Genomic DNA, 24542 nt, shown 5'->3' on the forward strand with positions numbered 1-24542 from the left:
GGTCTGGCCTAGTCCAGCGTACCCTGCGTGAAGAAATGCTTCCGGATCCGCTTCACCAGTTCGGTGAAGACGGGATCGGACATCGAGTCGAGCGAGCGGGGCCGTGGCAGCGGCACGTCGTAGATCGCGGCGATCGCGCCGGGCCGCTCGGTCATGACGAGCACGCGGTCGGCAAGGAACACGGCTTCCGGAATCGAGTGCGTGATCAGCAATACCGTCTTGCCGGTCTCGCGCTGGATCCGCATCAGTTCGACATTCATGCGCTCGCGCGTCATGGCGTCGAGCGCACCGAATGGTTCGTCCATCAGCATGATCTTGGGATCGTGCACCAGCGCGCGGCAGATCGAGGCGCGCTGCTGCATGCCGCCGGAAAGCTGCCACGGCAGCTTCTTCTCGAAGCCTTCGAGCCCGACCATCTTCAGCAAATCCTTGGCACGGGCAAGATATTTGGCCCGCGGCAACTCTTTCATGTCGATCGGCAGCATCACGTTGGAGAGGATGTTGCGCCACGGCAAGAGCAGCGCGTTCTGGAACACGATGCCGACATTGCCGTGCGGTTTCGTCACCGGCTCGCCGTCGACCAGCACCTCGCCGGTCGTCGGCGGCAACAGCCCCGAGATCATCTTGAGCAGCGTCGACTTGCCGCAGCCGGACGGGCCGACCACAACGAAGAATTCGCCGTCATTAATGGTGAAGTCCAGCGGCCGCAGCGATGGCACGTCGCCGTCGCGGGAACGGTAGGTCTTCGATACGCCTGACAGTTTGATGCCCGGCGTGGCGCCGGCCGCGCGGTCCGACACCAGGCGCAGGTGGGCGCCGGGCTGGTCGGCATAGGCAGGTTCCGTCGCAGCGTTCATCGCAGCTTTCTCCACCCGTCGTCCCTGCGAAAGCAGGGACCCATACGCCGTGCACTTTCATCGGGGCACGCGGGGAGAGACCTTCCGCAACGATCGGGGCCAGTGGTTATGGGTCCCTGCTCCGTGCGCAATAACACACTCGGCAGGGACGACAGCGGAGTGCGGTTCACGAGTCGCCCTTCGGCAAATAGTCGTTGGTATAAAACGCCTTCGGATTGTCCTTGGCCTTGGCATCGAGGCCGCCATATTCGACCATCAGATTGACCGAGTCGGTCATGTTCTGGTCGGTGACCTGGAACGGCCGCTTGCTCTTGGTTTCCGGCGTCCGGTAGAGCGGGATCGTCAGCTCAAAGCCTTGCGTCAGCGTGTCGATCTTGCCGCCCTTCGGGTTGGCATCGAGGATCGACTGTGCCGCGGCCTTCGGGTCCTTCTCGGCCGCTTCCACCGCCTTGGTGGTCGCCGACATGAAGCGGCGGACCAGATCGGCATTGGCCTTTACATAGTCGGAGTTCGCGATGATGCCCGACGACACCATGTTGATGCCGTAGTCGGCGAACTTGATCGGATAGACGTCCTTGCCGGTGGCGTCCTTGATCTTCATCGACTGGTCCATGACGTAGCCGAGCAGCAGATCGGCCTGACCGTTGATCACGGCATTGAGCTTGGTCTGGCCATCACCCGCGACGGTGTGGAAGTCGCTCTCCTTCAGGCCGGTCTTCTTCAGGAACAGCGGCCAGATCTGCGTCATCGAATCCGCCGGCGTGATCGCGACCGTCTTGCCCTTGATGTCCTCGGGCTTCCGGATGTTCTTATCGGCAAAGCTCATCGCCGACATCGGACTGGTCTGCAGCAGCACGCCGGTGGCGATCACGGGCGCGCCCTTCACCGCCGCGCGCATCATGGTGGGAATGTCGACATAGCCGAAATCGGCGGTCTTGGCGGTCACGGCCTGCGTGGTCGCGGCCGAGCCGCGGCCTTCCTGGATCTCGAGGTCGATGCCTTCGGCGGCATAAATGCCCTTGGCCTTGCCGTAATAGAACGGCGCGTGCTCGCCATAGACGTACCAGTTCAGCATGAGCACGACCTTGTCGGCCGCGGCAGCCGGCGCCACCGCCAGCGCGGTCCAGGCCAGTGCGGCACTAACGACCGCAATCAAACGCATCATTGTTGTTCTCCCTGCAAGTTCTCCGCGGCCCTTGTACGGACCGCTTGTTCAGCTGCTGTCTTACGAAGCAAAAATGATGTCCTCGCGCTGGCTGACGTGCCAGGGGATCACCAGCCGCTCGATGCGGTCGACGATCCAGAACAGGATCACCCCCAACAGCGCCAGGATCACCAGCGCGGCGAACATCGTCGGCAAATCGAACGTGCCGATCGAGCGCTGCAGCACATAGCCGATGCCGGAATTGGAGCCCACGAACTCGCCGACGACGGCGCCGACCACGGCGAGCGTCACCGACACTTTCAGGCCGGAAAAGATCGCCGGCATCGCATGTGGCAGGTTCACCGCGCGGAACACCTGGAAGCGGCTGCCCTGCATCGCGCGCGCCAGATCCACCATGTCGGGGTCGACGGACTTGAAGCCCTGCACCGCGGAGACCACCACCGGGAAGAAGCCGAGCAGGAACGCCGAGATCACCTTCGGGATGATGCCGAAACCGAACCACACCACGAACAGCGGCGCGATCGCGATCTTCGGCACCGACTGCGAGAACACCAGCAGCGGATAGACGTAGCTCTCTACTGTCTTCGAGCCCGCTATCAGCATCGCCACGGGAATGCCGAACAGCGCCGAGAGCAGGAAACCGCAGATCGTCGCGTACGTGGTCGGCCATGACTGCTGCAGCAGCTCCGGCCAGTCGGTCCACAGCACCGCGACGACGTCCGCGGGCGCCGGGATCTGGTAGGCCGGGATGTGGAACAAGCGGATCGAGAGATCCCAGCCGGCCACGATGACGACCAGGAACAGGAATGGGCGCAGCCATGCCGCGTTCAGCACCCTCGACACGCCTGAAGGGCTCTTCGCCTCCGCCACGTCACGCTCCCTTGCATTTCAGCTCTTCGGACGGGAAATTAACCCGTTGGATAAATACTGTCCAGCCCCTCACACGCGGCAAATCGGCCGGAAATCTTCGACTTTCGTCAGGTGAAATTTTGGATGTCGTAGCGCGGATGAGCGCAGCGACATTCGGGGCAGCTCAATCCACGGATGGACCATCCCGGATGTCGCTTCGCTCATCCGGGCTAGGGGACCGTCGTCCCGGGCCAACGCTGCGCCTACACCACCCGCTGTTCCGCCGACAGCAGTGCCGGCATCTTCGCCTTGCCGAACGCCGCCGTGGAATTTCCGGTCAGCGCCGCCAGCACCAGCGCGATCATGTGGTTCAGGCGCTCGTCGCGCGCGTCCTTCTTCAGCAGGTCGCGGCCGAAGATCACGCTCAGCGTGGCGCAGTTCGAGAGATAGAAGAAGCAGAGCCCGGCGATCGAGATATAGAGTTGCACCGGATCGACCGCGACGCGGAAGTCGCCGCTCTCGACACCCCGTGTCACCACCGTGCGGATCATCTCGACGAACGGCGAGTGCATCGACTTCACCTTGGTCGACCGCTTCAGGTGTTTTGCCCTGGCGAGGTTTTCGGTGTTGAGCAGCGCCAGGAACTCGGGGTTGCGCAAAAAATAGTTCCAGGTGAAGTCGATCAGGCACGCGATCGCTTCGGGCGGATCGAGGTGTTCGAGGTCGAGCGTACGCTCCTCAGCACGGATCTTCTCATACGCGCGTTCCAGCACCTCGAGATAGAGATCCTCCTTGTTGCCGACGTGGTAATACAGCATCCGCTTGTTGGCGTCGGCGTTGGCCGCGATGCGGTCGACACGCGCTCCGGCGAGGCCATGGGCGGCAAATTCCTGCTTCGCCGCCTCGAGGATGCGCTGCCGCATGCCCTCGGGATCGCGCTGCCACTTCAATATTCGCTTTCCCTTGGCCAAATCGACTGCTCGTGATGCTGGAGGGGGTAATGTAGCACGACGCGCAACGTTTGAGAACGAATGTTGTCGTGTTGGTCGGGCGGATATGGCGCGCTCTCGCAACTGCGACAGACGCCCACTCCCGGCCCGGGTCGCGCTCTTGGCACTGATTTGCCCGACGGCGCAAGCGTTCCCGCAAAGAGGACGAGACGAAAAGCAAAGCTCGGGCAAATCATGTCGCGAGAATGCGAAGCTGCGTCCACACGCCCCGCTGTCATCGCCCGCGCATGCGGGCGATCCAGTACGCCGCGGCCCATCGGTTCATCAATGACTGCCTCTGGAATACTGGATCGCCCGGTCAAGCCGGGCGACGACAGATCCAACGCATGACAGCCCCTGCCCCTACTCCCCCTTCTCCGCCGAAGGCTGCACCAGCAGCGTCGGTACGCCACTGGTGCCGTTCCGCACCGTCATCACGCGGGTGCCCGGCTTGCGGCCGGTTCTGATCTCGGAGACGTCGACGCCGGCGGCAGTGAGCCGCGCATGGGTCGCCTCGATGTCGGCGACGCGCCAGCAGAGGCCGCGGAGGCGATCCGGCGCGTCGGCCTCCACCTTGTTCTTATCCTTGCCCGGCCGATGCGTGATCTCGACGATCAGGTCGCCGCAGCGGAAGAACATCAACCGGCCCCAGTCCGGATGCGACCGGTCGAGCGCCATATCGAGCCCGAGCCGCGCGCCGTAAAGCGCGGCGGCACGTTCCGGATCGGCCGTCGAGACCACCACGTGGTCCATCGCGGCGATCGCGGCGGGCGTGGTGCGCACCGAGAGCGGCCGCTCTTTCTCCCGCTCCAGGAAAAACATGCGGATGCCCCGCGTCGCGTCGGTCGCGGCGCGGGTGCGCTTCCACGACAGGGTGGCGCCGCTGGTCTCGTCGCGGCTCTCGACCTCGGCCACCGGCTCGGGCTTCAGCGTCAGCCGCTCGAGCCGGCGATGCGTCGTCGCGATGTCGCTGGTGCGGAAACAGAGGCTCGCCAGCCCCTCGCCTTGCGTCGCGAGCGCGCTACGGACGCGCTGGGCCGCGGCATCGTCGCCGCGCGGCGCCATCAATTCCAGCGTGGTGTTGTCGAGCGTGAACAGCACGCGGTCGGCGCCGTCGCCGCTGTTGCGCCAGGCCGGCGCCCGCGCAAACAACGTCTCATAAGCGGTGCTGGCAGCAGCGATGTCGCCGGTCAGGACGACGACGTGATCGAGACCGGTGATCATGACTGCCGCGTCCCCGAATCTGCCGTCATTGTGCTCTCCCATGGGTACAATCAGGAACCGCGGACAACGGGCGACCGTTTCAACGACTGCCAGAACAGCCGTCAGTCCGCCCCTCGATTTCTAGCCGCAAACCGAGCAGGATTGCGAATATTTTCAGCGATATCGGCGGATCAGCGGTGCTAGTCTGCGATCGCCGGCCGGGATCGGATCACCCCAAGCCACGACGGGAAGCGAATGCAGGCTCTCTTCATCGGACAGACCTATATCGACGTCACCTTCATCACCGACCACATGCCCGTTGGCGACGAGAAACACGTCGCGGACGCCTATGCCGTGTCCTTCGGCGGCAACGCCGTGACCGCGGCATTTTGCTGCGCCAAGCTCGGCATCGTGCCCGACCTGGTTGCCACCGTCGCCAATGACTGGCTGGGGCGGATGTTCTGGGACATGAGCGCGAAATACGGAATTTCCGTGCACCCGCGCAAGGTCAACGCCTCCTCGCTGTCCTTCATCATGCCGAAGGACGGCAAGCGCGCCATCGTGCGCTGCCGCGACGACGAACACATCCATCCGTTTCCGCTGCTCAATTTGAAGGGCTGCCGCGCGCTGCACATCGACGGCCACCAGCCGGACGCCGCGATCCACTATGCAAAACTCTGCCGCGAGGATGGCATCCTGACCTCGCTCGACGGCGGCGGGCTGCGCACCAACACCCATGAGCTGCTCGAGTTCATCGACGTCGCGATCGTCGCCGAGCGCCTGTGCGAGCAGATGGACAAGACGCCGGAGCAGATGCTGGACTATCTCAGGAGCCGCGGTTGCCGGGTCGGCGGCGTCACCATGGGCGAACGGGGGCTGCTCTGGTATGACGAGGCGGGCGCGGTGCGCCAGATGCCGTCATTGCCGATCACGCGCGAGCGTGTGATCGACACCAACGGCGCCGGCGACGTCTTCCACGGCGCCTATGTCTATTCCTATCTCGCAAACCCGAGCAAAGCCTGGCATGAGCATTTCGAGTTCGCGCGCGCCGCATCGACTTTCAAGATCCAGAAGCTCGGCAACGAGGCCGGCCTGCCGACGCTGGCCGACATCGAGGCGGTCAAGCAGGAGTTTTCCGCCGCGGTCTGACGTCCCTGAATACTCAGCCGCATACTTGGCCGTGCGGGGCTAGCCATGGGACGCGTCTTCGTCGCCGGCAGCATCAACATGGACGTGGTGGCGACCGCCGAGCGCCACCCCCGGATCGGCGAGACCGTCGCGGGCGAGGCCGTGCTCTACTTTCCCGGCGGCAAGGGCGCCAACCAGGCGGTGGCCTCAGCCAAGCTCGGCGCGCGCACCACACTGGTCGGGCGTCTCGGCAGCGACGCCTTCGGGCAGGAACTGAGGACGTTCCTCGCCGCGCAGGGCGTCGACCTCACTTTCGTGAAGGATACAGCCGGCACGCATTCCGGTACCGCGATCATCACCATCGCCGATGCCGACAACACCATCGTCGTCGTGCCGGGCGCCAACGCGCAGGTCGACGCCGACGACGTCGCCGGGCCTTCGTTGGCCAAGGGCGACGTCGCTGTCAGCCAGTTCGAAATCCCGCTGCCGACGATCGCGGCCTTCTTCAAGCGCGCCCGCGCCGCCGGTGCCACCACGATCCTCAATCCGGCGCCGGCGAAACAGGCCGATACCGCGCTGCTCGATCTTGTCGACGTCCTGATCCTCAACGAGACCGAGCTCGGCTTCCTGACCGGCACGGAGCTCAGCGACAGCGACGCGCCCGCGCGGTTCGCCGAAGCGGCGCGAAATTTGGCGCAAGGCAAGATCGTCTGCGTCACCCTCGGCAGACGCGGCGTGCTGGCACTGGTCGAGGGCGAGCCACTGCTGGTGGCGGGGCGCGAGGTGAAGGCCGTCGACACCACAGGCGCCGGCGATTGCTTCGTCGGAGCGCTGGCTTCACAGTTCGCCAGCGGCAAGCCGCTGCGCGATGCGCTCGCCTACGCCAACGTCGCCGCCTCGATCTGCGTGCAGCGGATGGGCGCCGCACCGTCGATGCCCACGGCAAAGGAAGTGGAGGATGTGCTCGATGCGTAGGGTGGGCAAAGGCGCGACAGCGCCGTGCCCACTATCGATAGCAACGCAAGAAGTGGTGAGCTCGCTATCGCTTTGCCCACCCTACGCGCTGGTCGAACTAGCTCAGCGCACCCTTGAGATCGAACCCCGGATCGGCTGCCTGCTCCGGCGTGATCGAGCCGCCGGCGCCAAGCAGCCTGCGGCCGAACATGTGATCTCCGGCGCGGTTGACCAACTCGATGCCGAGCAGCCTGTCGCCGCGGTAGCAGAACGCCGAGAAAGCCCCCTGCGCGCGGTCGCCGCGCACCACGACGCGGTCGTAGCCTGTCGTAAGGCCGACCATCTGCAGCTTGTCGGGGCCCTGGTCGCTCCAGAACCACGGCAGGCCGTCATAGACCTCGGTCTTGCCGGTCAGCCGGGCCGCCACGCAGCGCGCATGGTCGGTGGCGTTCTGCACCGACTCCAGCCGCAGCGATCCGCCAAAGCGCTTGCTGGTGTAGAGCGCGCAATCGCCGATCGCGGAGACATCAGGATCGGCGGTCAAGAGATGCTCGTCGACGATGATGCCGGAGGCTACCGGCAGCCCGGCCTCCGCAGCCAGCTCGACATTCGGCAGCACGCCGACGCCGACCACGACCAGATCAGCCGGGATATGGGTGCCGTTGCTCAGGCTGACGCCGGTGACCTTGGCGCCATCGGCCTCGATCCCGGTGACCTGCACGCCGAGATGGATGCGGATGCCCGCCGCGGTATGCCGGGACTGAGAGAACTCGGAAATCTCGGCGGTCACGGCCCGCGCCATCACGCGCGAAGCCAGTTCGACCACGTCGACTTCCAGACCCTTGCCGCGCGCGGTCGCGGCGAATTCAAGCCCGATAAAGCCGGCGCCGACCACAGCGACGCGCATGCCGGGCACCACCAGCTCACGCAGCGCCTGGCTCTCGTCGAGCGTGCGCAGGTAACGCACCGCGTCGAGCTGCGCGTTCGGAATGTCGAGCAATCGGTTCCGCGCCCCGGTCGCAAGCACCAGATGGCCGTAGTCGAGCGAAGAGCCGGAGGCGAGCGCGACCTTCCGCGCGTGGCGGTCGACCGCATGGGCGCGATCGGTGACCAGCTCAATCAGGTTGTCCTGGTAGAATTTGTTGGGCCGGAACATCAGGCTGTCGGGCCCGCCGGTTCCCTTCAGATAGGCCTTGGACAAAGGCGGCCGCTGGTACGGCAGATGCCCCTCGTCGTTGAGCAGCACGATGCGCTCGGCGAAGCCGCTCTGGCGCAGCGACGCCGAGAGCTGGAAGCCGGCGTGTCCCGCGCCGGCGATGATGACCGCACCCGTCGTCATCGGAATAGCCCGACCACGAGCGCACAGGAATGACCCATGTCGTCTCCCCTCACAGCCGATTTTGGCTTGCTCGCCGCGACGTTTGGAGAGCGGCGCTCGTGTCCGCGTCCCGAACGAAGGGCGATCCATTTGGCCCCATAGATTTGCGGGATGCAAGAGCATCCCGATCCAGGAGTGTGCCAAATGTTGCAGAGTTGGACGGGATTGTCACCCCTCCCCTCAGGGACTTAAATGCCCGGAAACAACAAGCCCAAGGTCTCCAATATGCCAGAACCCGCCATCACCCCCGCCGCTGACCCGGCCCTGCTCCGGATCGACGGTCCGGTCGCGACCATTACGTTGAACCGTCCCGCCGCGTTCAATGCGATCGACATGTCGATCGCCAGGAAGCTCGAACAGCTCGGCGCCGAGGTCGAAGCCAACAAGGACATTCGGGTGCTGGTCATCGAGGGCGAAGGCCGCGCCTTCTGTGCCGGCGGCGATTTGCAGACCATCGGTGCCGCGGCCGAAGCCAACAACATCCCGTCGGTGGTCGGCGAGATGCTCGGGCATTACCACACCTTTATCACCGCGCTGCGACGAATGCCCAAGCTCGTGCTGGCGAGCGTGCATGGCTCGGCGGCGGGCGCCGGCCTGTCGCTCGCCTTCGTCGCCGATCTCTGCATCGCCGCCGAGGACGCCCGTTTCACGCCGGCCTACGCCAAGATCGGCGTCTCGCCGGATGGCGGCGGCACCGTCGGCCTCGCCGCCAGCGTCGGCCCGCGCCGCGCCCTGCAGATCTTTCTCGCCGAGGACAGTTTTACCGCGCAGCAGGCCCAGCAATGGGGCCTCGTCGCCAAGGTCGTGCCGGCGGTCGAGTTGAAGGCCGCGACGCGCGAGTTCGCGCTGCGGCTGGCGCAGAACGCACCCGCCGGTCTCGCCGCCACCAAGGCGCTGATCCATCAGGCGCCGACCACGCCAATCGAGGCGCAGCTCGATGCCGAGCGCGACGCGATCATCGGCTGCATGAATACTCAGGAGTTTCGCGTCGCGGTGAAGAAGTTTACCAGCAAGTCGAAGTGACCGCGTTGGCCTTGCCGTCACGCTCCTTCCTCTGCCTCCGACACGGTGTGACCGATTGGAACCGGCAAGGCCTCTTTCAGGGCCTGACCGACAACGCGCTGAACGACGACGGCATCGCGCAGGCGCACGCCGCCGCGCGGCGCCTCGAGCGCGTAACGCTTGGCGCCATCGTCGCAAGCCCGCTCCGCCGCGCGATCCAGACCGCTGAGATCGTGGCGGCCGCGCTGGTGAAGGACGTCCGCATCGACGCCGGGATCATCGAGTGCGATTTCGGCAGCCTCGAGGGCCAATCGATCCGTGAGGCCATGCAGCGACATGGCATCACCGCGATGAAGGACATCGTCTCGATCCTTGCCGACGATGGCGAGCCGTGGGCTGCCGTGTCGGAACGCGCGCTGCGTTGCGTGGCGACCTGGCAGGATCGACATCCGGGCGCGGACATCCTGTTCGTCTGCCACGACGGCGTCATGCAGGCGATAGCGGAAGTGCTGTGCGGCAGCTTCTTCGCAAACCACCAGGACACGCCGTTCCGCTACGCGCGGATCGGCGACGCCTGGGCGCTGGAGGAGATCGGCTAATTCGGACAGATGTACCCGTGGCCGCTGGGCGATTTGAAGCAGCCGACCGATTCCGGGATCACCTGCTTGGGCAGCCACAGCACGACCTTCGGGAAGTAAATCGTGAAGCAGATGGTCACCAGGAACACGACATAGATCGGCAGCGCCGCACGCAGCGCTTTTGCAAAGCTGACGCCGACGAATTTCGAGGCCATCAGCAGCACCAGCCCGTAGGGCGGCGTGATCAGGCCAAAGGCGAGCGTTGCGATCAGCACCACGCCCATATGGACGCCATTGATGTCGCCGGCCTCGGTCAGCGCATTCACCAACGGCATGAAGATGATGATGGTCGGCACCGGCTCGATGAAATCACCGACCACGGTGAACAGCAGCACCATCAGCAGCATGATGAGGTGCGGATCATTGCCGGCGATCGAGGTGATCAAGTCGGCGATGTAGATCGCGCCACGCAGGTAGGCGAGCATCCAGCCGAACGCATTCGCCGCGCCGATCGTGATCAGCGGCAGCGAGAAGATCAGGCCGGCGAGGCAGAAATCGTAAGGGATCTTCTTCAGGTGCCCGCAATTCACCGCCGGGATCACGACGATGATGATATAGGCGACCGCGACCACGCCGGCCTCGGTCGGCGTGAACCAGCCGGTCAGGATGCCGCCGAGCAGGATCACCGGGATCATCAGAGGCAGCGCTGCGTCACCGGCGGCGAAGGCGATCTGGCGCAGCGGCGCGCGCGGCTTGCGCAGGCCGGATGGGCCGAAGAAATAGCAGTAGATCATCAGCCCGAAGCCGATCATCAGCCCGGGCACCACACCCGCCATGAACAGGCCTGCGATCGAGACGTTGCCGACGGCGCCGTAGACCACCGCGGTGATGCTCGGAGGCACCAGCGCCGCAATCGTGGATGCGGACGCGATGATCGCGGCGATGAACGCCGGCTCGTAGCCCTCCCGCTTCATCGGGCCGCCGAGTGCCCGGCTCATCACAGCGACGTCGGCAGTGGTCGACCCCGACATTTCCGAAAAGAACATGCTGAAGACCACGACGACCTGCGACAGCCCGCCCCTGATATGGCCGACCAGCGAGACCGACAGGTTGGCGATGCGCACTACGACGTTTGCCGAACTCATGAGCTCGCCGACCAGGAGGAAGAACGGGATCGCGAGCAGCGCCTCGGAATCCACGCCGTCGAAGATCTTCTGGATGATCGCGGCCAGCGAGACATCCGACAGCAGCGCGCCGATAAACACGCCGGCCATCAACGAGAACGGCACCGGGACGCCGAGATAGCCGAAGAACAGGAAGCAGAACGACATCAGCGCGAGGATGACGGGCGCACTCACGGCCGCGCTCCCGTCGGCGTGCTGGTGTTGATCGCTGGGATCGCAAGGTCCTCGTCCGGCGGCTCCGGATGATCAAATCCGTTGCGGATACCGTTGACGAGTTGCTCGATCGTAAACAGGCCGATCAGGATGCCGGACAGCGGGATCACCGCATACAGCGATGCGATCGGCGTACCCGACGGCAGCCGGAAACTGCCGAAGCCACGGAGGTAATTCAGGTAGCCATACCAGATCAGGCAGAACGCGACGCCCAGCACGACGAGGCGAATGACGATCTCGACAAACAGCCGCGGCGTGCCGTGCATCGCCTCCGAAATGGCGGTGAGATAGAGATGATCGTTGCGCCGCGTCGCGGTCGCCGCACCGATGAAGATCGCATAGATGAACAGCGTCGAGGTCACCTCCTGCAGCCACAGCCAGGGATGGCCGATGGTGCGGGTGACGATGTCGGCGGCAACCGAGAGGGAAAAGCCGAAGCACAGCAGGCCGCACAGCATCATCAGGACGAGTTCGAGCCGATCCAGCGCCCGCCATTTCAGATGCCGCTGCCGCTGCAGCACCAGTTTGTCGGCGATGGCCATCGAATGCTCCGTCGTCCTCGTTGGCCGTCCCGGCGACGCGTGAAGCGAAGCTCAGTTGATCGAGCGGATCAGGTTCTTGATCTTCTCCGCATGCGGGCCGAGCTGCTTGGCGAGCTTGTCGAGATAGGGATCGGCGATCGCGGTGAAGCTCCTCTTGTCCACGTCATCGACCACCTTGACGCCGAGCGACTTCAGCTTGGTCAGCGCGGTCCGTTCCAGGTCGAACGCTTTCGCCGGCTCCTTGGCGCTGACCTCGTTGGCGGCCGTCTGTACCCACTGCTTCTGCTCGGCGGAGAGGCTCTGCCACAGCTTGTCGGAGACGAACACCAGCGCGTTGTTGGCTTCATGCTCGGTGATGTTCAGCACCGGCGCAACTTCGTAGTGCTTGTTGACGAGGTAGACGTTGATGCTGTTTTCGGCGACGTCGACCACACCGGTCTGCAGCGAAGTGTAGACGCTGCCGAAGGGCATGTGCACGGTTTGCGCACCATAGGCCGGGAACATCGTGTCCTCGGTCGCGGTCGCCTGCACCCGGACCTTCAGTCCCTTGACGTCGTTGACGTTGTGGATCTCCTTCTTGCTGTACATGTGCCGCACGCCCTGGGAGCCGGTCGCGATGAGATGCAGGCCCTGCGTCGTCTCGTCGATCATGGTCTTGAGCGCTTCGAATACCCTTGGATCGGCAAGTCCGTTGATCACGTGCTTTTCGTCGCGAAACAGGAAGTGCAGCGACATCACACCGGCCTCCGGCGAAATCGTCGCCGTGTTGGCCGAGGAGATGATCGCGAACTCGATATCTCCGGACTTGACGAGCTGCAGAAGCTGCGGCTCCTGGCCAAGCTGCGCGCCGGGATATTGATCGATGATCATGGTGCCCTTGCTCAATTCCTTGAGCTTGTCGGCGAACAGATCGCCTGCGATCGAATAGCCGGTGTTGCGCGGCTGATCGTAGGCGAAGCGGTAATGCTTGACCTCCTGCGCCCCGGCACTCGCGGACAGCAGCAGCGCTGCCGCGGCCATGACGACCCCAACGATTTTGGCTGGATAGCCCATCGCGACGTTCCCCCTGTTTTTGATTGTCGCGATCATCCCATCAGTTCTGCGGGATTGTCAATAAAACAGGAGGATATGGTCAGCCGTGGCGCCGATGAGGCGCGGCGCAACGGGGATTATCGACAATTCGACGGCCTCGTGCAGCGAAGCCGACTATTTGCCCTTGGCGCGCATGAAATCGAAATCGCAGCCTTCGTCGGCCTGCAGGATCGTTTCGTTGAAGAGATGCGCATAGCCGCGCCTGGCCCATTCAGGCGCCCCTGCCGGCACCAACGCCGCACGGCGTTTCTGCAGCTCGGCCTCGTCAACCAGGAGATCGATGCTGCGCCTTGCGACATCGAGCCGGATCATGTCGCCGTTTCGTACCAGCGCCAGCGGACCGCCGACGGCGGATTCCGGCGTGATGTGCAGCACGATGGTGCCAAACGCGGTGCCGCTCATCCGCGCATCCGATATCCGGACCATATCCTTGACGCCGGTGCGCGCAAGCTTCTTCGGGATCGGCAGATAACCGGCCTCCGGCATGCCCGGCGCACCCTTCGGGCCGGCATTGCGCAGCACGAGGACGTCGTCGGCCGTGACTTCCAGCGCGGGATCGTCGACCCGCAGCGTCATGTCCTCGACGGAATCAAACACCACCGCGCGGCCGGTATGCTGCAGCAGCCTCTCGCTCGCCGCCGACTGCTTGATCACGGCGCCGCGCGGCGCGAGATTGCCGTGCAGAATAGCCATCGCACCTTCGGACTTGATCGGGTTCGCCGTGGAGCGGATGGCCTCTTGTCCCGGCACCTCCTCCGCGCCGGCAACGACGTCGCGGAGGGTCTGGCCTGTGATCGTCCTGGCGTCGAGATCAAGCAGGCCGCCGAGTTGCGCCATCAGTTTCGGCACGCCGCCGGCATGATGGAAATGCTCCATGTAGTGCTCGCCCGACGGCTTCAGGTCGATCAGCACTGGCACCTCGCGGCCGAGCTTGTCGAACGCGTCGAGATCGATCTTGTACGGCGTGCGGTTGGCGATGGCCGTCAGGTGAATAAGCCCGTTGGTCGAGCCGCCGATCGCCTGCATGACGATCTGGGCGTTGCGGAACGAGGCCGGGGTCAAAATCTCGCTGGGCTTCGGCCCCTTGGACTTCGCCATCGCAGCGGCGACGCGGCCGCTTGCTTCGGCCAAGCGAAAACGTTCGGCATGGGGCGCCGGGATCGTCGCGCTCATCGGCAGCGACAGGCCGAGCGCCTCGGTGACGCAGGCCATCGTGGAGGCTGTGCCCATCACCATGCAGGTGCCGACCGACGGCGCGAGACGGCCGTTCACCGCTTCGATCTCGACGTCGTCGATCTCGCCCGCGCGATATTTGCCCCACAGCCGCCGGCAGTCCGTGCAGGCGCCGAGCACCTCGCCCTTGTGATGGCCGACCACCATCGGCCCGACCGGAATGACGACCGTCGGCAGGTCGGCGCTGACGGCAGCCATGATCTGCGCCGGCAATGTCTTGTCGCAGCCGCCGATCACGATCACCGAATCCATTGGCTGGGCGCGGATCATCTCCTCGGTTTCCATCGCCATCAGGTTGCGCAAATACATCGAGGTCGGATGCGCAAAACTCTCGGCGATCGAGATTGTCGGAAACACGAACGGCATCGCGCCCGACAGCATCACGCCGCGCTTCACCGCCTCGATGATGTCAGGCACATTGCCGTGGCACGGATTGTAGTCGCTGTAGGTGTTGGTGATACCGACGATCGGGCGGTTGAGCGCATCGTCCGAATAGCCCATGGCCTTGATGAAGGCCTTGCGCAGGAACAGCGAGAAGCCGGCGTCACCATAGCTCGTCAGTCCCTTGCGAAGTCCATCAGCCATTTTCTTGTGTCCCGTGGTTGTTCGCTGGCACTTAAGGAGCGGCTGGAATTATTGTCAATACAAGATAATCCGAGCCTAAGTGATCGCCTCCTTGAGCCAAAATGGCCCCCATTATTGACAATATCCGCCGGGCCGTGCTGACATCGGATAAGCATGAAAGCCCAGCCGATATCCCCGGACATCCAGCCCTCCTCGCGCGAGGAGGAGCAGGCCGCCGTCATCCGCCGATTGGAGGAGGACATCATCTTCGGCCGGTTCTCCCCGGGTTTGCGGCTGGTCGAGGACACGCTGATGCAGCGCTATGGCGCCAGCCGGCACTTTGTTCGGCAGGCGCTGTTCCAACTCGAGCGGCAAGGCATCGTGCTGCGCGAGAAGAATGTCGGCGCCACGGTGCGGTTCTATTCGGCGGACGAGGTACGGCAAATCTACGAGGTGCGCGAGATGCTGACGCGCCAGGCGGCGCTGATGATCGCCCTCCCAGCGCCGGCCAGCCTGATCGATCATCTGAGCGAGCTGCAGCGGCAGTATTGCGCCAAGGCGGACGCGCAGGACATGCGCGGCATCCATGAGACCAATGATGCGTTCCACATCGCGCTGTTTTCGGCGTGCGGCAATCCCTATCTGGTCCGCTCGCTACAGGACTACATGAGCCTGACCTTGCCGATGCGCGCGAAAAATCTCGCCGACCGCGAAGGCCTCGCGCTGTCGCGCCGCCAGCACGAATTGATGGTCGAGCTGCTGAAGGGCCGCGACAGCTGGGCGCTGGCGCAGCTCTGCGTCGATCACATGCAGTACAGCAAGGCGGATTATCTCGATCGCATCGCCAACGACAAAAAGCCGCAATAGCGCGCGATACGCGGCCCCGATCGTGAAGGAGGCGGCGATGCGCCATGTTGTTATCTTGCTCGGGTCGCTCGCCGCGCAGCTTGCGCTTGTTGGAAGCAGTGCCGCGGCCGATCCACGTGCGACAGAACTGACCTACGAACCCTGGACCAAGACCTGCCTGACCCAGGCGAGCTGCTTCGTCGGCGCCGCTGCACGCGGACAATGTGCGCCGTCGGGGGGCACCATCAACGTCTCGCCGCAGACCGGCAAGCGTGCGCTTCTCACGGTGAATGTCGGCACGCGCACCATGCTGGATGGCACGATCAGCCTCCGGATCGATCAGGACGAGCCGATCCAGATCGCCAGGACGCATTGCTACACGCTGGGCTGCGGCGGCACGCTCGAGGCCAACGGCGAGTTCATCGAGCGGTTGAAGCATGCGCAAGCGATCGCCGTGGAGGCCAAGAACCTGACTGGCCAGGCAATCAGCCTTTCCTTTCCGCTTAGGCATTTTGCCCAGACCTTTGATGGGCCCGGAAGCGCACCCGCGGGATCCGAGCACGACGCGAAGGAGCCGCAGCAGCACACCGAGGCCGTGAAGCAACTCCCGCAATGCGACGACTGATTACGTCTTCCAATCGATGATCCGATCCTTGTCGCCATCGAACTCCATGCCGCAGAACGCGCCGCCCTGGTAGTAGTCGCCGACCGCATCTGGCGGCAGCTTGGCCTGCTCGGGAAAATCCTCGGCGCGGCCGGTCGGTCGATAACCGAGATCGTAGGCGCGGTGGTTGTCCCACCATGAACGCTCGTTGTAGGACGCGCCGTAGAAGATCTCGAAATGGATGTCGGGATGCTCGAGCCCGATGCGGCAGAGCTGGACCAGGTCTTCCGGCTTCAGCCAGATCGACAGCCTGCGGTGGTCGAGCGGCGCCTCGCCGAAATTGCCGATCCGGATGCAGGTAACCTCGAGCCCGTGCTTGTCGGCATAGAGCGCGCCGACCGCCTCGCCGAACACCTTGCTGACACCGTAACGGCTGTCCGGCCGTGCGGTGACGTCGGTGCCGATGCGGTGATGGCGCGGGTAGAAGCCGACGGCGTGGTTCGAGGAGGCGAAGATCACGCGCTTGACGCCCTGCTTTCGCGCCGCCTCGAACAGATTGTAACACCCGATGATGTTGGACTGCAGGATGGAATCCCAGGGCCCTTCAACCGAATAGCCGCCGAAATGCAGAATGCCGTCGACACCCTCGCAGATCGCCTCGACCTGCGCGAGGTCGGCGAGATCGGCGGCCTTGAAGGTCTCGTCCTTGCCGAGATCGGCCGGCGGCCTGATGTCGCTCAAGACGAGGTCCGGATAGATCGGCGGCAGCAGTTTCCGCAGGCTCGTGCCAATTCCCCCCGATGCGCCGGTCATCAATATGCGTGGCATTCCGTCCCTCGCTTGTGCTGTTTGCCCAAAGCAATCATTGGGCCGAATTGCAGTCGCAGGCTGACAATGATAGCAAACCAGGCGCTCAGGAAACACAACAACGAGAACAGCAAATGTCCGATGCCCATTCCGCCGGCTGGCGTCCCGCGACCTGTTATCCCGATCCTGCGATCCACGCGTTCGATCCGCGCTTCGAGAAATACTGGCTGAAGCTCTCCGCCGTGGAGCGCCTCACCACCGGCTTGCGCTGGGCCGAAGGTCCGGTGTGGTTCGGCGACGGACGCTATTTGCTCTGCAGCGATATTCCGAACCAGCGCATCCTCAAATGGGAGGAAGAGACCGGCGCGGTCAGCATCTTCCGCAAGCCCTCGAACTTCGCCAACGGCAACACCCGCGACCGCCAGGGCCGGCTGGTCACCTGCGAGCACGGCGGCCGCCGCGTGGTGCGCACCGAATATGACGGTTCGATCACAGTGCTGATCGACTCCTTCGACGGCAAGCGGCTGAACTCGCCGAATGACGTCGTGGTGAAATCCGACGGCTCGGTCTGGTTCTCTGATCCCACCTTCGGCCTGCTCGGCAATTACGAGGGCTACAAGGCCGAGCCCGAGATCGACGCCAACGTCTACCGGCTCGACGGCGCAACCGGCAAGGCCACCATCGTCGCCGAAGGCGTGCTGGGGCCGAACGGACTGTGCTTCTCGCCGGACGAGAAAATCCTCTATGTCGTGGAATCCCGCGGGGTGCCGAACCGCAAGATCCTCGCTTATGATTTGTCGCCAGACGGCACCACGATTTCGAACAAGCGCGTGTTCATCGACGCCGGCCCCGACACGCCCGACGGCATGCGCTGCGACATCGACGGCAATCTGTGGTGCGGCTGGGGCATGGGCGATCCCGAACTCGACGGCGTCGTCGTGTACGCACCCGACGGCGTCCTGATCGGCCGCATCGCGCTGCCGGAGCGCTGCGCCAACCTCTGCTTCGGCGGACCGAAACGCAACCGCCTGTTCATGGCGGCGAGCCAGTCGATCTATGCGCTTTACGTCAACACCCAAGGCGCGCTCGGCGGTTAGTTGTTCAAAGGGGACAAAGAGCCGTCCCTAAACGTCTGACGCCGGGGCGGTGATCCGCCCCGGCGTCAGTAATCGTGTGTCTCTCGCAGCCTGGCTTACGCCGCGTTGTAGCCCGCGACGGCCTTGGCTTCGAGATACTCTTCCAGACCATAGCGGCCCCATTCGCGGCCGTTGCCGGACTGCTTGTAGCCACCGAACGGAGCGGAGCGCTCGTTCGGCACGCCCTGCAGGTTGACGTTGCCGGCGCGGATCTGGCGGCCGACGCGGCGCGCGCTTTCCAAGGTGTCGGCCGAGACGTAACCGGCGAGACCATAGGGCGTGTCGTTGGCGATCTTCACCGCCTCGGCTTCGTCCTTGGCACCGAGGATGGTGAGCACCGGCCCGAAGATCTCTTCACGGGCGATCGTCATGTCGTTGGTGACGTCGGCGAAGATGGTCGGGCGAACATAGAAGCCCTTGTTGACGCCCTCGGGCAGGCCCGGACCACCGGCAACGAGGGTTGCGCCCTCGTCGATGCCCTTCTGGATCAACGCCTGGATCTTGTCCCACTGGCCACGGTTGACGACCGGACCGATCGTGGTGCCATCGGCGCGCGGATCACCCGCCTTGGTCTTGTCGGCGACGCCCTTCGCGATCGCGGCCACTTCCTTCATCTTGGAGAGCGGCACGATCATGCGCGACGGTGCGTTGCAGGACTGTCCGGAGTTGTTGAACATGTGCATCACGCCGCCGGTCACCGCCTTGGCGAGGTCGGCACCGTCAAGGATGACGTTCGGCGACTTGCCGCCGAGTTCCTGGCTGACGCGCTTCACCGTGGGCGCCGCGCGCTTGGCGACGTCGACGCCGGCGCGGGTCGAGCCGGTGAACGAGATCATGTCGATGTCGGGGTGCTCGCTCATCGCAGCCCCGACCTCCGGGCCGAGGCCGTTGAGGAGGTTGAACACGCCCTTCGGGACGCCGGCTTCATCGAGGATTTCAGCGAAGATCAGCGCCGAGGTCGGGGTGAACTCGGAGGGCTTCAGGATCATGGTGCAGCCGGCGGCGAGCGCGGGCGCGACCTTGCAGGCGATCTGGTTGAGCGGCCAGTTCCAGGGGGTGATCATGCCGATCACGCCGACCGGCTCGCGCACGATCACGGCGGTACCCATGGCCTCCTCGAACTCGTACTTCTTGAGCACTTCGAGGGTGTTCATGAGGTGGCCGAGGCCGGCGCCGGCCTGCAGCTTCTCGGCCATCGGCAGCGGAGCGCCCATCTCGTCGGAGACGGCGGCGCCGATCTCCTTCATGCGGCCCTTGTAGACCTCGATGATCTTGCTGAGCAGCGCGACGCGCTCCTCGCGGCTGGTCTGGGAAAATGTTTCGAACGCGCGCTTGGCGGCCGCGACTGCCTTGTCGACATCGGCCTTGGAGCCGAGCGCAACCTCATACATCGCATCTTCGGTCGCCGGATTGACGACAGGGGTGGACTTGCCTTTGACGACCGGATCGACCCAGGCGCCATCGATGTAGAATTGCATGCGATTGACCATCGGAAACCTCTTGTAGGGGGCGTATGGATAGGGGGAACGGAAGCGTTCGGCAGGCATCCTTGCACGAAAGCCCCACGAATTGAACCCGCCATATGCGGATGTCGCCGGTGCGACAGACGGTGGATATAAGGTCCGGGCCACGGGGGTGGCAAGGCTTCCGCTGTCAAGGCTTCCGCTGTCAAGGCTTCCGCTGTCAAGGCTTCCCCTGTCGCAGCTTCCGCTATCACCCCCTTGCCCGCGACATCACACCGCCATCTTGCGATGCCGCACCGGGGCGCCTGAGGTGAGCCCCTCCGCCGCGTCGATGATGGCGTTGGCGTCGATGCCGTGGTGGCGGTAGAGGTCGCCGATCATGCCGGTCTGGCCGAAATGCTCGACCCCGAGCGCCTCGACGCGATGACCACAGACGCCGCCGAGCCAGCCCAGCGCGGCCGGATGGCCGTCGATCACGGTCACAATGCCGCAGTCGCGGCCGAGTGGCGCCAGCAACCGCTCGATATGACTCAAATGCTGCACACCGCGGCGGTCGCGGCGCAAATTCCGCGCGGCGGACCATCCGGCATAGAGCCGGTCCGCGGAGGTGACCGCCAGCAAACCGACATCGCGATGGCTCTCGCCGATCAGGCCGACCGCCTCGATCGCCTCCGGCGCCACCGTGCCGGTATAGGCGACCACCAGGTCGCAGTTCGGACCTGGCTTGCGCAACCAATAGGCCCCATCGGTGATGTCGCGTTGCAGATCCGGTGTCATGATCCGCTGCGGCTGCTCGAGCGTGCGCGTCGACAGCCGCAGATAGACCGAGCCGCCCTCGGCGCCCTCGTACTGCATGTGGCCGAAGCCCCAGCCCATGATCACGGCAAGTTCATCAACGAAGGCCGGCTCGAACGAGGCGAGCCCATCCTGCCCGATGCCGATCAGCGGCGTCTTGATCGACTGGTGCGCCCCGCCTTCCGGCGCCAGCGACACACCCGAGGGCGTCGCCGCGACCATGAAGCGGGCGTCCTGGTAGCAGGCGTAGTTCAGCGCATCGAGACCGCGCTCGATGAAGGGATCATAGAGCGTGCCGACCGGCAGCAACCGCGCGCCATTGATCTGGTGCGACAGGCCGAGCGCCGAGAGCATGATGAACAGGTTCATCTCGGCGATGCCGAGCTCGAGATGCTGACCCTTCGGGGAATATTCCCAGGTAAAGGCCGACGGAATCTTCTCCTGCCGAAACAGATCGTGGTTCTCCGCCTTGGCGAACAGGCCGCGGCGGTTGACCCAGGCGCCGAGATTGGTCGAGACGGTCACGTCGGGCGACACGGTCACGATGCGCGAGGCCAATTCGCTGTCGCCGCGCGCCAGCTCGTGGAGCAGCAGGCCAAATCCCTGCTGCGTCGACATCTGTGCCGAGGGCTTGAACGCGAGCCGCTCCGGCACCTCGATGCGAGGCGCCGACAGGCGGCGGCGCCCCTCGCGGTTGAACGGCGCTTCCGCCAGAAATGCTTCGAGCCTGGCAGCCTCCTGCGGCAGGCCCTCGAACTTGTCCCACTCATGGCCGACGCGGATGTTCTGGCTCGCGCGCCACTTCTCCATCTGCGCCACCGTCATCAGGCCGGCGTGGTTGTCCTTGTGGCCCTGCATCGGCAGGCCGACGCCCTTGATGGTATAGGCGATGAAGCAGACCGGGCGATCGTGGTCGATCGCTTCGAACGCCTCGATCATGCTCGCCATGTCGTGGCCGCCGAGATTCGACATCAACGCCAGTAATTCTTCGTCGCTGCGGCGGTCGATCAGTTGCGACACGGGTCCTTGGTCGCCAATGTCGTCCTGCAGATGCTTGCGGAACGCGGCTCCGCCCTGGAAGCACAGCGCCGCGTACATCTGGTTCGGGCAATTGTCGATCCAGCGCTTGAGCGCCTCACCGCCCGGTTCGGCAAAGGCATCCTGCATCAGCTTGCCGTATTTCACGATCACCACGTCCCAACCGAAATTGCGGAACATGGATTCGAACTTGGCCCACAGCCCTTCGCGCACGACAGCGTCGAGCGACTGCCTGTTGTAGTCGACCACCCACCAGGTGTTGCGCAGGCCGTGCTTCCAACCCTCGAGCAGCGCCTCGAAGATATTGCCCTCGTCCATCTCGGCGTCGCCGACCAGCGCGATCATGCGCCCCTCGGACCGCTCCTTCATCCAGCCATGCGCCTTGACGTAATCCTGCACCAGCGAGGCGAACAGCGTCTGGGCCACGCCGAGGCCGACCGAGCCGGTGGAGAAATCAACGTCGTCGGTGTCCTTGGTGCGCGACGGATAGGATTGCGCGCCCTTGTAGCCGCGGAAATTCTCCAGCTTGTCGCGGGTCTGGTGCCCGAACAGATACTGGATCGCGTGGAACACCGGGCTTGCGTGCGGCTTCACCGCGACGCGGTCTTGCGGGCGCAGCACCGAGAGGTAAAGCGCCGACATGATGTTGGCGAGCGAGGCCGACGAGGCCTGATGGCCGCCGACCTTCAGCCCGTCGGTGCTCGACCTGACATGGTTGGCGTGATGGATGGTCCATGACGACAGCCACAGCACCTTGCGGGCCAGGGCGGACAGCAGTTCGAGGCGGGCCGGTTCGATTCCCATGGCAATGCTCCGGAGAAATGTATCGGCCATGTTACTGCCGCCGCGCCGGCCAAAAATCTCAATTCCTCGCGACAGCACCGGAAAAATTGGGATAACTTCCCACGATCCGGCCACAAACGACGAGTTCATCCCAATGCCTGCCCTCGACGCCATCGACCGTAAGATCCTCAGCCTATTGCAGACCGACAGCCGCATGACCATGCAGGAGCTCGCCGACAAGGTCGGGCTGTCGGTGTCGCCCTGCCATCGCCGGGTCAAGCTGCTCGAGGAGCGCGGCGTGATCAGCCGCTATATCGCGACCGTCGACCAGAAATCGCTCGGGCTGCATGTCTCGGTCTTCATCTCGATCAAGCTCGCGCGGCAGAAGGAGGAGGACCTCAACCGCTTCGCGCGCGCGATCTCCAAATGGGACGAGGTGCTCGAATGCTATCTGATGACCGGCAACCGCGACTATTTGTTGCGCGTCGTCGCCGCCGACCTTTCCTCCTATGAAGCGTTTCTGAAGAACAAGCTGACCCGTCTCGACGGCATCGCCTCGATCGAGTCGAGCTTTGCGCTTAGCCAGGTAAAGTATTCCACCGCGCTGCCGGTGTAGAGCTGCTTGTTCAGGGCTTCGCTCGCACCAATCTCTCTCGCTGTCGTCCTGGCGAAAGCCATAGCCACCGAATTCGATTGTGAACGGGATCGTGGCCCCAACCTGGCGCAATAATTTGCATTTGGGGTTGATGGTGTGGACGGCCCCCTACGGCATCAGTGTGCCAGAATGAGGTTGTTGCAAATCTCAGACAAGGGAGCCGTCCGTGAGAGAGATTATCCGCATTGGAATGGATACGTCGAAGTATATTTTTGTGCTGCATGGGGTTGATGCGGCGGAACAGCCTGTGTTGCGCAAGAAGCTTGCGCGCAAGCAGGTGCTGGAGTTCTTCGCCAAGTTGCCGCCGACCGTGATCGGGATGGAGGCCTGTGGGGCCTCGCACCATTGGGCACGGGAGCTTCGCAAGCTGGGCCACGAGGTGAAGTTGATGGCGCCGCAATTGGTGAAGCCCTATGTGTCGCGGAACAAGAACGACGGTCGGGATGCGGAGGCGCTGTGTGAAGCGATGAGCCGGCCGAGCATGCGGTTCGTGCCGGTCAAGACGGTCGAGCAGCAGGCCGCGCTGATGCTGACGGGTGTCCGCGCTGGATTGATCGCCCGGCGCACCCAGCTCGGCAATATGGTCCGCGGCCATGCGGCGGAGTTTGGCCTGATCGGGGCCCAAGGGACCGACAAGATCGAGCCGCTGCTGGCGCGGATTGCGCAGGACGAGACGCTTCCTGCCCTGGCACGCGAGCTGTTTACGGTGCTGGGCCGCGACTACACCAAACTCGTGGGCGAGCTGCAGGAGATCGAAGCCAGATTGATGGCCTGGCACCGCTCCGACGCCGTGGGCCGGCGTCTGGCGCAGATCCCTTCTGTCGGGCCGATCGTTGCAACGACGCTCGTGATGAAGACACCCGATCCCCATGCTTTCCGCTCCGGCCGTCACTTCGCAGCCTGGCTCGGCCTCACCCCCCAGGATCACTCCACCGCCGGCAAAACCAGGCTTGGCAAGATCACGCGGGCGGGCGACGAGGACCTGCGCCGCCTGCTGGTGATCGGGGCAACGGCGGTCATCCAGCAGGCCAGACGCGGGCGCGGCCATCACTCGCGCTGGCTGCTGGCCCTGATCAAGCGCAAGCCACCGAAGCTTGCCGCCGTGGCGCTCGCCAACAAGGTGGCCCGCATCGCCTGGAAGCTGATGGCGACCGGCGAGAGTTATGACGCCGCACGGATCAATGCCACCGCGGCAGTCGCCGTCTAACAGATTGGCCGGCTGGCGGGCTCGCTCGTCAGCCGACCCGGAGCTGCAGGAGCAGATGGAGCGATCGATCGAGCAACGATGCGAGACAGTCCGTAGGACCCATCGGCCGTCAACAGGCCGCGTGGTTGTTTGGAACTCGCATCGCGCAAACCATCTTGGCCAGCGATCCATCCGATCGCACTCAAAAGGCCGGACATATGGATGCAAGCGATCCGATCCGCTCAAAAAGCTCTTGTGCCACGGGGGCCGTCCACATATGGGTCCTGGCTCGCCAGGA

General features: G+C 64.3%; 22 protein-coding genes. 9 read left to right on the forward strand and 13 right to left on the reverse strand.

Translation table 11 applies throughout. From position 1 onward, the window contains the following. Positions 1-8: 8 nt before the first annotated feature. The 5 genes from ACP2YO_RS32220 to ACP2YO_RS32240 form a co-directional block, all read right to left on the reverse strand. Positions 9-857 carry an ABC transporter ATP-binding protein gene (locus ACP2YO_RS32220; RefSeq protein WP_426435167.1) on the reverse strand — a complete coding sequence of 283 codons (849 nt, stop codon included), beginning with the start codon at positions 855-857 and terminating at the stop codon, positions 9-11. Between the two features lie 166 nt (positions 858-1023). Continuing rightward, positions 1024-2022 carry an ABC transporter substrate-binding protein gene (locus tag ACP2YO_RS32225; RefSeq protein WP_426435168.1) on the reverse strand — a complete coding sequence of 333 codons (999 nt, stop codon included), beginning with the start codon at positions 2020-2022 and terminating at the stop codon, positions 1024-1026. Positions 2023-2082: 60 nt separating this feature from the next. Beyond that, on the reverse strand, positions 2083-2892 hold the full coding sequence (locus tag ACP2YO_RS32230) for an ABC transporter permease (RefSeq protein WP_426435169.1): 810 nt from the start codon (positions 2890-2892) through the stop codon (positions 2083-2085). A gap of 242 nt (positions 2893-3134) precedes the next feature. Beyond that, positions 3135-3821 carry a TetR/AcrR family transcriptional regulator gene (locus ACP2YO_RS32235; protein ID WP_426435170.1) on the reverse strand — a complete coding sequence of 229 codons (687 nt, stop codon included), beginning with the start codon at positions 3819-3821 and terminating at the stop codon, positions 3135-3137. A gap of 402 nt (positions 3822-4223) precedes the next feature. Then, the gene (locus ACP2YO_RS32240; protein ID WP_426435171.1) at positions 4224-5084 is read right to left on the reverse strand and encodes a VOC family protein; all 861 of its coding nucleotides are present in this window, start codon (positions 5082-5084) and stop codon (positions 4224-4226) included. 234 nt (positions 5085-5318) lie between these two features. Between ACP2YO_RS32240 and ACP2YO_RS32245 the strand changes: the two genes are divergently transcribed. Together ACP2YO_RS32245 and rbsK are read left to right on the forward strand one after the other, a co-directional pair. Beyond that, positions 5319-6212 (forward strand): sugar kinase, encoded by an 894-nt coding sequence (locus tag ACP2YO_RS32245; protein ID WP_426435172.1) that lies wholly within the window; start codon positions 5319-5321, stop codon positions 6210-6212. Between the two features lie 45 nt (positions 6213-6257). Next, positions 6258-7166, forward strand: coding sequence for a ribokinase (rbsK, locus tag ACP2YO_RS32250; RefSeq protein WP_426435173.1), 909 nt, complete (start codon positions 6258-6260; stop codon positions 7164-7166). 97 nt (positions 7167-7263) lie between these two features. Here rbsK and ACP2YO_RS32255 read toward each other — a convergent pair whose 3' ends face one another. After that, entirely contained in the window at positions 7264-8484 is a 1221-nt protein-coding gene (locus ACP2YO_RS32255; protein WP_426435174.1) for an NAD(P)/FAD-dependent oxidoreductase, read from the reverse strand. 264 nt (positions 8485-8748) lie between these two features. Between ACP2YO_RS32255 and ACP2YO_RS32260 the strand changes: the two genes are divergently transcribed. Both ACP2YO_RS32260 and ACP2YO_RS32265 read left to right on the forward strand, forming a co-directional pair. Further along, positions 8749-9546 carry an enoyl-CoA hydratase/isomerase family protein gene (locus ACP2YO_RS32260; protein ID WP_426443366.1) on the forward strand — a complete coding sequence of 266 codons (798 nt, stop codon included), beginning with the start codon at positions 8749-8751 and terminating at the stop codon, positions 9544-9546. Positions 9547-9593: 47 nt separating this feature from the next. Next, on the forward strand, positions 9594-10124 hold the full coding sequence (locus ACP2YO_RS32265; RefSeq protein ID WP_426435175.1) for a histidine phosphatase family protein: 531 nt from the start codon (positions 9594-9596) through the stop codon (positions 10122-10124). Here ACP2YO_RS32265 and ACP2YO_RS32270 read toward each other — a convergent pair. From ACP2YO_RS32270 to ACP2YO_RS32285, 4 genes are all read right to left on the reverse strand, one after another. Next, a complete protein-coding gene (locus ACP2YO_RS32270; RefSeq protein ID WP_426435176.1) occupies positions 10121-11461 on the reverse strand; it encodes a TRAP transporter large permease in 1341 nt (446 codons plus the stop codon). The two genes, ACP2YO_RS32265 and ACP2YO_RS32270, sit on opposite strands and share 4 nt — an antisense overlap. Beyond that, positions 11458-12042 carry a TRAP transporter small permease gene (locus tag ACP2YO_RS32275; RefSeq protein WP_426435177.1) on the reverse strand — a complete coding sequence of 195 codons (585 nt, stop codon included), beginning with the start codon at positions 12040-12042 and terminating at the stop codon, positions 11458-11460. Before ACP2YO_RS32275 ends, ACP2YO_RS32270 begins: the two co-directional genes overlap by 4 nt. 51 nt (positions 12043-12093) lie before the next feature. Beyond that, the gene (locus ACP2YO_RS32280) at positions 12094-13095 is read right to left on the reverse strand and encodes a TRAP transporter substrate-binding protein (protein ID WP_426435178.1); all 1002 of its coding nucleotides are present in this window, start codon (positions 13093-13095) and stop codon (positions 12094-12096) included. Between the two features lie 153 nt (positions 13096-13248). Continuing rightward, on the reverse strand, positions 13249-14952 hold the full coding sequence (locus ACP2YO_RS32285; RefSeq protein WP_426435179.1) for an IlvD/Edd family dehydratase: 1704 nt from the start codon (positions 14950-14952) through the stop codon (positions 13249-13251). A gap of 153 nt (positions 14953-15105) precedes the next feature. On the opposite strand from ACP2YO_RS32285, the gene ACP2YO_RS32290 reads away from it, so the two are divergent. Continuing rightward, positions 15106-15798 carry a GntR family transcriptional regulator gene (locus ACP2YO_RS32290; RefSeq protein ID WP_426435180.1) on the forward strand — a complete coding sequence of 231 codons (693 nt, stop codon included), beginning with the start codon at positions 15106-15108 and terminating at the stop codon, positions 15796-15798. Between the two features lie 37 nt (positions 15799-15835). After that, entirely contained in the window at positions 15836-16402 is a 567-nt protein-coding gene (locus ACP2YO_RS32295; protein WP_426435181.1) for an invasion associated locus B family protein, read from the forward strand. On the opposite strand, the gene ACP2YO_RS32300 is transcribed toward ACP2YO_RS32295, so the two are convergent. Beyond that, positions 16403-17209 (reverse strand): NAD-dependent epimerase/dehydratase family protein, encoded by an 807-nt coding sequence (locus ACP2YO_RS32300; RefSeq protein ID WP_426435182.1) that lies wholly within the window; start codon positions 17207-17209, stop codon positions 16403-16405. It lies immediately after the preceding gene. Between the two features lie 113 nt (positions 17210-17322). On the opposite strand from ACP2YO_RS32300, the gene ACP2YO_RS32305 reads away from it, so the two are divergent. Next, positions 17323-18285 carry an SMP-30/gluconolactonase/LRE family protein gene (locus ACP2YO_RS32305; protein WP_426435183.1) on the forward strand — a complete coding sequence of 321 codons (963 nt, stop codon included), beginning with the start codon at positions 17323-17325 and terminating at the stop codon, positions 18283-18285. Between the two features lie 95 nt (positions 18286-18380). On the opposite strand, the gene ACP2YO_RS32310 is transcribed toward ACP2YO_RS32305, so the two are convergent. Together ACP2YO_RS32310 and ACP2YO_RS32315 are read right to left on the reverse strand one after the other, a co-directional pair. Next, positions 18381-19814, reverse strand: coding sequence for an aldehyde dehydrogenase family protein (locus ACP2YO_RS32310; RefSeq protein WP_426435184.1), 1434 nt, complete (start codon positions 19812-19814; stop codon positions 18381-18383). A gap of 243 nt (positions 19815-20057) precedes the next feature. Continuing rightward, positions 20058-22424 carry a transketolase gene (locus tag ACP2YO_RS32315; RefSeq protein ID WP_426435185.1) on the reverse strand — a complete coding sequence of 789 codons (2367 nt, stop codon included), beginning with the start codon at positions 22422-22424 and terminating at the stop codon, positions 20058-20060. Between the two features lie 133 nt (positions 22425-22557). Here ACP2YO_RS32315 and ACP2YO_RS32320 point away from each other — a divergent pair, with 133 nt between their 5' ends. Continuing rightward, positions 22558-23019: an Lrp/AsnC family transcriptional regulator gene (locus tag ACP2YO_RS32320; protein WP_024579268.1), complete on the forward strand. Its 462-nt coding sequence runs from the start codon at positions 22558-22560 to the stop codon at positions 23017-23019. A gap of 205 nt (positions 23020-23224) precedes the next feature. Next, the gene (locus ACP2YO_RS32325) at positions 23225-24265 is read left to right on the forward strand and encodes an IS110 family transposase (RefSeq protein ID WP_426435186.1); all 1041 of its coding nucleotides are present in this window, start codon (positions 23225-23227) and stop codon (positions 24263-24265) included. The last annotated feature ends 277 nt before the right edge of the window (positions 24266-24542 follow it).

Source organism: Bradyrhizobium genosp. P, assembly GCF_049949265.1.
Taxonomy (GTDB): domain Bacteria; phylum Pseudomonadota; class Alphaproteobacteria; order Rhizobiales; family Xanthobacteraceae; genus Bradyrhizobium.

Excerpts from the sequence above, each read along its gene's own strand:
- ACP2YO_RS32310 (WP_426435184.1), bottom strand. The coding sequence starts at position 19,814 with ATGGTCAATCGCATGCAATTCTACATCGATGGCGCCTGGGTCGATCCG.
- ACP2YO_RS32285 (WP_426435179.1), bottom strand. The coding sequence starts at position 14,952 with ATGGCTGATGGACTTCGCAAGGGACTGACGAGCTATGGTGACGCCGGC.
- ACP2YO_RS32305 (WP_426435183.1), top strand. The coding sequence starts at position 17,323 with ATGTCCGATGCCCATTCCGCCGGCTGGCGTCCCGCGACCTGTTATCCC.
- ACP2YO_RS32240 (WP_426435171.1), bottom strand. The coding sequence starts at position 5,084 with ATGATCACCGGTCTCGATCACGTCGTCGTCCTGACCGGCGACATCGCT.
- ACP2YO_RS32275 (WP_426435177.1), bottom strand. The coding sequence starts at position 12,042 with ATGGCCATCGCCGACAAACTGGTGCTGCAGCGGCAGCGGCATCTGAAA.
- ACP2YO_RS32260 (WP_426443366.1), top strand. The coding sequence starts at position 8,749 with ATGCCAGAACCCGCCATCACCCCCGCCGCTGACCCGGCCCTGCTCCGG.
- ACP2YO_RS32300 (WP_426435182.1), bottom strand. The coding sequence starts at position 17,209 with ATGCCACGCATATTGATGACCGGCGCATCGGGGGGAATTGGCACGAGC.
- rbsK (WP_426435173.1), top strand. The coding sequence starts at position 6,258 with ATGGGACGCGTCTTCGTCGCCGGCAGCATCAACATGGACGTGGTGGCG.
- ACP2YO_RS32245 (WP_426435172.1), top strand. The coding sequence starts at position 5,319 with ATGCAGGCTCTCTTCATCGGACAGACCTATATCGACGTCACCTTCATC.
- ACP2YO_RS32220 (WP_426435167.1), bottom strand. The coding sequence starts at position 857 with ATGAACGCTGCGACGGAACCTGCCTATGCCGACCAGCCCGGCGCCCAC.
- ACP2YO_RS32225 (WP_426435168.1), bottom strand. The coding sequence starts at position 2,022 with ATGATGCGTTTGATTGCGGTCGTTAGTGCCGCACTGGCCTGGACCGCG.
- ACP2YO_RS32290 (WP_426435180.1), top strand. The coding sequence starts at position 15,106 with ATGAAAGCCCAGCCGATATCCCCGGACATCCAGCCCTCCTCGCGCGAG.
- ACP2YO_RS32280 (WP_426435178.1), bottom strand. The coding sequence starts at position 13,095 with ATGGGCTATCCAGCCAAAATCGTTGGGGTCGTCATGGCCGCGGCAGCG.
- ACP2YO_RS32255 (WP_426435174.1), bottom strand. The coding sequence starts at position 8,484 with ATGACGACGGGTGCGGTCATCATCGCCGGCGCGGGACACGCCGGCTTC.
- ACP2YO_RS32320 (WP_024579268.1), top strand. The coding sequence starts at position 22,558 with ATGCCTGCCCTCGACGCCATCGACCGTAAGATCCTCAGCCTATTGCAG.
- ACP2YO_RS32295 (WP_426435181.1), top strand. The coding sequence starts at position 15,836 with ATGCGCCATGTTGTTATCTTGCTCGGGTCGCTCGCCGCGCAGCTTGCG.
- ACP2YO_RS32315 (WP_426435185.1), bottom strand. The coding sequence starts at position 22,424 with ATGGGAATCGAACCGGCCCGCCTCGAACTGCTGTCCGCCCTGGCCCGC.